Raw genomic sequence first — 5351 nt, 5'->3', positions numbered from 1 at the left:
ATTACTTTGATATGGCAGTTCGATGAATTAAATCTTACCCTACCTCAGATGGTGTCACTTTGTTTTCCACCTTATCGCTGATCAGGTAAGTCCTCTTGTCAATAGGTTTTGAGACGCGCTAACCCTGGCATATTTCTTTGTGTGTTAATCAATTGAAATCTAGCATTGACAGTACCCAACCCTTGCAAACTATCAGCCAACTTTTACAAATAACCCAAAGGATTATTCGCCAGTCTAACCAATCTCAAGAGCCTCAAGAACATTATAAAACTGCGATTAAACTAGAGGCGATTAAACATCAGTATGAAATTTTAATAGAGCAAAATAAGCCTAGAAATATTGAATTAAAATTGAATAGTATTGCAGCAAAATATCTTGTTGAAGTTACAACAAAATTCCAGGCATTGTTGAAGGAATTGCAATCTCAAAAAAATACAGAAATAAATAAACTAGAAATAGATACAAACAATTTACAAAATACTCAATATCCATTTGTTGTATTTTTTAATATTAACGATTATTTTCAAGTTCAAATAGATGAATTACAGCACCATAGAGAACGTATTGTTCAGGCGATTGCAGAATTAGACAACCAGATGGCTGAACACTATCAAGAGATACAAATATTGCAAGAAAAATTAAATAATCAAAGGAATTGGTGGCAAAACATTTGGCAGTCTATTCCAAATTCCCTAAAAATAGATATTCCTACTACAGAATTATTCAACTCTGATTTTTTAACAAGTGTTCAACAACATTTTGAACCTTGGAAAGATCACCTAGCTAAAGCCTCGTCTTACCTTGACCAATATGAGTATACCATGCAAAATTGGATTGCTAGGTTACGCCAACCATCAGAGGAAGACCTCGAATCAATCAGCCGAAAATATTTAGAGAGTGTTAATGTTGTGGGAATTACCTGCATCAAAGCAGCGAAATGGAATTTTTCTCAAAAATTCAGCCAATTCGATGTTGTAATTATTGATGAAGTCAGTAAAAGCACTCCTCCAGAATTAATAATACCAGCACTCAAAGGCAAAAAAGTTGTAATGATTGGCGACTATCGCCAGTTACCACCTATCCTTGATGAGGGAAATTTAGATGAAATAGCTGAAGAACTTTCAATTCCTATAGATAGTGTGCAATTTTTAGAAGATTCTTGGTTTAAACTTCAATTTGAAGCAGCAAAAAATGCACAAACAGGGATAACGCAAAGGCTGAACATCCAGTATCGGATGCACCCTCAGATTATGGAAGTAATCAACCAGTTTTATAATGAGGGTGATGGCGGATTAAGGTGTGGACTTTCCGATCCTGACAACCAACGCGCGCATAATTTATCAGGTAAAATTATTAGTGAAGATCAGCATATAATTTGGATCAAAACACCTTCTAATAATCAAGAATTTAGAGAGAACCAAACAGGAACTTCTTATGTTAACCACAAGGAAGTTGCTTGCATAGAAAAATTGTGCGAGCAAATGAACACAACATGGGCGACCAAAGTTGCTAACGGAGAACCTAAAAAAGAGATAGGTATTATAACTTTCTATGGCGCTCAGTTGACACTTATTAATAAATGCATCTCCAATGATCACCGTTTTCCTAACCTTGATATTCGCACTGGAACAGTTGATAGATTTCAAGGAATGGAAAAAGCTGTTGTCATTGTTAGCATGGTTCGTAATAACAACCAAAGAAGAGTTGGATTTGCTAAAACACCTGAACGGGTTAATGTAGCCTTTTCTAGAGCAAAAGAATTACTGGTAATTGTGGGATGTCATAACCTTTTTACAAGTATTCCTATCTACCAAGAAGTATCAAACGTTGTTGAACGTTATAGAGGTTTTATAGATGTGTCCAGCCTTCTCTGACCAACCAATTGATTCTCAATTAAATAAATTAGTAGAACAATTTCAATCACAAAATCAACTTTCATTCATAGGAGGAGGCTATCTTCGCTACAGTCTGAATCAAATAACCTTACAAGTAACAGTAAGTGAACCCCGCAAGGTAGATATATTTGAGGAATTTGTTTTGCGATCTGCTCTTGATATTATTCCTTCTCCGACAGAAACTGAAATAGCTGAGATGCTGGGTATCGATCCCATGTTTGTGCGAAATACGACTGCAACACTTCAGGCTTATAACAATTTGGCGATTAGTTCTGAATCCACGATTATGGTAAAGCCTGCCACGAAAGAATTATTTATCGATAAAAACTGTATTCTCAAACCTAAATCAACTCAACAGATATATGCTATTGACGATGCTTTAGCTGGAAATTTTAGTTTTAACATCACCCCTTTTAAGAATGCCCCCTTTACTCTAAAGAGATTAGATGATCTAATAGATTTAGAAAATGAATTTAATACACAATCACGCCTAAACCTGGAAGCTTTACAAAGTTTTTTTTGCCCTGACCAGGAAAAAGTTGTAACAGGATATCAATAGATAGAATCTAAAAAAGTTTTTAAATTAATAGGCTTGTTAGTTTTCCAAAATGGATTAAGTGGAGAGCATTTAGTAAAAGCTTTTGTTGACGAACATGAAGTGCAAGAAATTTCTAATAGGCTGACATCTCTAAAAAATCAAGAGCAATTCAGCTTAGATAAATTGGCGAGTTTATTAATTCCCACAATTCCTAATGAGGTTATAACATCTCGAAGGGAGTCTAATATTCCAGATATTTTGGTAAGACAAAACCCAATAAGGTCTATCGAACCTGAACGAGTTTACATAGGTTTGCCACAACGTCTCGCTCATCTGATATTGTGGGTTGACCGCAGATATCGAACAAACATACTTTCACACATACCTGGTGGAAGTGATGTGGTTGTCGAATATCATGATGGACGAGTTTTAGGCTATGACTGGATAAAAATGCCTTGGGTTTATATTAGAACCTTCTTCGCCGGAATTGTAGAGTATGGCTCGGATGAATTCAACAGATTAGATAAGAATATGCAACTTCAAATTGCCAAAAATAAAATTGCAACATTGTATGCCAGGAAATATAAGGATGACGAGGAATATTCCACCGCTCGCTTTGAAAAGGCATGGGATTCAGAAACATCCAACGAAATGCCTTGGAAGTCATTGGAGAGATTTGACTGTAGACGACAAAAGCAACATTATTTTAATTTTGAGAAAATTTCGGGTTTTAAGCCGCAAAGTGTATCGGATTACTATGGATATGAACCAGAATATGAAGATCCTATAGATAAAGCTGAACGACTCTGGGGTATTCCCGATCCAAGACTGATAGAAGATTAGTGTGGTCGCCGACTCATCATTAAAGACAAAATCTTTTTAAAGGAATACAATCAAACATAAGTGCAAGTATCAATTGCAATATAGTAAAGCACCGATCCAAACTTTCGATAGTCAAGCCAAGGAAAAACTGCGATCCCTCGTAGCTGCTGCTGATAATCGGGGCTTGAGTGCAGGCGAACTGAAAACCGGGATAAGCTTAAAAGCCTTATTAGATAAGGATTATCCTGATAACGAAGGTCATTGACGTTCTGCTGATCATTGAGTCATTACTCAACGAGAAAATGAAGGTTTCAGCTTCTAAAAATGCTTGTATTACTCATGTAATATCTATTAACCCGGTTTTCTGCTTCTCTAGCCCTGACCGCGCGATAGGGATGCACAGCACTGGCTCTCAAAACTATTGGTATCCCTTAGCTGTAGCAACCAATTTTAGAAAATTTTCAGAAAACAGTAGCCCCATCTCTAAATAAAGAGTATTGATTGACGCATCAACAGTTATCTTTAATTGTAATGGTTCAGGTTAAGCCAACTCACTTATGAGCCGAATCATCGCAGTTTTTAATCAGGCGGGAGGTGTTGCCAAAACCACCTTTATCCAAAAGCTGGGCTACCAAATAGCGCAATTGGGTCATCGCTTTCTGCTCATCGACATCGATCCCTAAGCCAGATTAGTGCTTTTGATACGCGACAACCAGTAAAAAGGTAAATCCCTTTCCAGAGAGCGATGTTATGACCGCTCACGCCCAGGCGATGGCGTAACCGCCCACCGGATACTGTTGGCGAATGTAATACATACTTATATTTGAAAGTACTATGTAAGCTCAAACCTTCAATCTGCCGTTGCAGCTTTTAGTTGTAACACTTTCGCCAACAGTATCCCACCGTAGGTGATCGCAAAGAGCGAGAAACTTTTCAGCAACAATCGCTTCAATTCGTCTTAAGTTAGTATCTTTCCTTGTCCGCTTTGGCACGGTTATGCCAAATATGCTAAATACAAAGGAAAAACAACTGCCAATGCTCGATTACGTCAGTGCAGGAATCGCGTTTTACGTCACAATGCTTCCCGTACAAGAGTGGATATTGGAATTCCGTCTTGGTTATCTCGGTCGCTACTGGAGCCTGATAAGTGTTGCTGGCTTATTCATTGGCTTTTTGCTCTGTGCGCTGATATTTGTGCCATTGATTATTAACATGGCACTAGATCCGTTCAAATATCCAGATAATGCTGCGATGAGTGCGATCGCGTACTCGCGCACCGGAGGCGATCGCTGCGGTGATTGTTGGTGCAATACTCTGGCTGGGGCAGTGGCTAATTCTCCGCCAGACTGAAATGACACCAAGAGTTTTTGCGCTCATCAATACAGTAGTTGGAATTTCTGTCTTCTCTGTGCTGGTATGGTTCAATCAAAAAAGTTTGCAGTGGAGCGGTGGCCCGATTGAAGGCTGGAAAACCGGACTCATCTTTCTAGTGGGTGGTACCTGTACCGGAGCGGCGACGGGTAAGGCTTTGGATTTTTACTGTGGGCGAGTCGAGCAGCGATTAATCAGACTTGAGAGGGAGAGGGTAGAACAAGAAACCCAAGAACGAGAAAGGTTTTTGAAAGAAAGAATTGAGAAGGAGAAATTAGCACAAGAACGCCTAGAAGCAGAGATGGCAGAACGGAAAAGGATACAGCGAGAGGCGGCTCAAGAGGAAGAACGCATGTGGTACGAAAAACACCGGAAAGACTATGCTGATTATGAATATGACGAGGAGGAAGAATAACTTTGTGCTGACGGGGATGACCGTAAGCGATGCCTACGGCTAAAGTCTGAGCTTCTGTAATCACAGGGGAGTGCCGCCAATACGGTTCGGTTAAGGTTTTTTGATGAAAATTCTAGATCACAAAGATGCGATAAATCATCACAAAGACGCGATGAATCGCCGTCTCTACGAAAGACTGATTATCGCTCTTTTATGTCTCTGGTGAGAGAAAAATGCTCTGATTTGCTGAGATTTTTGAAACTCCTTGAAGGCTGTGAAGAATGCAGACGCTGCTATGTCGGAAATATTGGGATTTATCAAATATATCTGT

7 protein-coding genes are annotated in these 5351 nt (G+C 38.9%); all 7 read left to right on the top strand.

Annotated elements, in window-relative coordinates; all coding sequences use genetic code 11:
• Positions 1-152 precede the first annotated feature (152 nt).
• The 7 genes from CDG79_RS38795 (at position 153) to CDG79_RS38775 (ending at position 5041) form a co-directional block, all read left to right on the top strand.
• A complete protein-coding gene (locus tag CDG79_RS38795) occupies positions 153-1874 on the top strand; it encodes a DEAD/DEAH box helicase (protein ID WP_223278615.1) in 1722 nt (573 codons plus the stop codon).
• Positions 1855-2454, top strand: a complete 600-nt coding sequence (locus CDG79_RS44550; protein ID WP_223278614.1) for a hypothetical protein — start codon at positions 1855-1857, stop codon at positions 2452-2454. Before CDG79_RS38795 ends, CDG79_RS44550 begins: the two co-directional genes overlap by 20 nt.
• 33 nt (positions 2455-2487) lie before the next feature.
• On the top strand, positions 2488-3276 hold the full coding sequence (locus tag CDG79_RS44545; protein ID WP_223278613.1) for a hypothetical protein: 789 nt from the start codon (positions 2488-2490) through the stop codon (positions 3274-3276).
• A 73-nt stretch (positions 3277-3349) separates the two neighbouring features.
• Positions 3350-3520, top strand: a complete 171-nt coding sequence (locus CDG79_RS43155) for a hypothetical protein (protein WP_189525287.1) — start codon at positions 3350-3352, stop codon at positions 3518-3520.
• 292 nt (positions 3521-3812) lie between these two features.
• On the top strand, positions 3813-3938 hold the full coding sequence (locus tag CDG79_RS38785; RefSeq protein WP_094346815.1) for a ParA family protein: 126 nt from the start codon (positions 3813-3815) through the stop codon (positions 3936-3938).
• A gap of 322 nt (positions 3939-4260) precedes the next feature.
• Positions 4261-4605 (top strand): hypothetical protein, encoded by a 345-nt coding sequence (locus CDG79_RS38780; RefSeq protein WP_143855722.1) that lies wholly within the window; start codon positions 4261-4263, stop codon positions 4603-4605.
• Positions 4511-5041, top strand: a complete 531-nt coding sequence (locus tag CDG79_RS38775) for a hypothetical protein (protein WP_189525286.1) — start codon at positions 4511-4513, stop codon at positions 5039-5041. The genes CDG79_RS38780 and CDG79_RS38775 overlap by 95 nt, the downstream gene beginning before the upstream one ends.
• The last annotated feature ends 310 nt before the right edge of the window (positions 5042-5351 follow it).

Origin of the sequence: Nostoc sp. 'Peltigera membranacea cyanobiont' 232, from assembly GCF_002245985.1 — a bacterium.
GTDB lineage: Bacteria > Cyanobacteriota > Cyanobacteriia > Cyanobacteriales > Nostocaceae > Nostoc.
Note: the sequence above shows the minus strand (reverse complement) of the source record. Positions and strands in the feature narration are given on the sequence as shown.

Excerpts from the sequence above, each read along its gene's own strand:
- CDG79_RS44550 (WP_223278614.1), top strand. The coding sequence starts at position 1,855 with ATGTGTCCAGCCTTCTCTGACCAACCAATTGATTCTCAATTAAATAAA.
- CDG79_RS38780 (WP_143855722.1), top strand. The coding sequence starts at position 4,261 with ATGCTAAATACAAAGGAAAAACAACTGCCAATGCTCGATTACGTCAGT.
- CDG79_RS38785 (WP_094346815.1), top strand. The coding sequence starts at position 3,813 with ATGAGCCGAATCATCGCAGTTTTTAATCAGGCGGGAGGTGTTGCCAAA.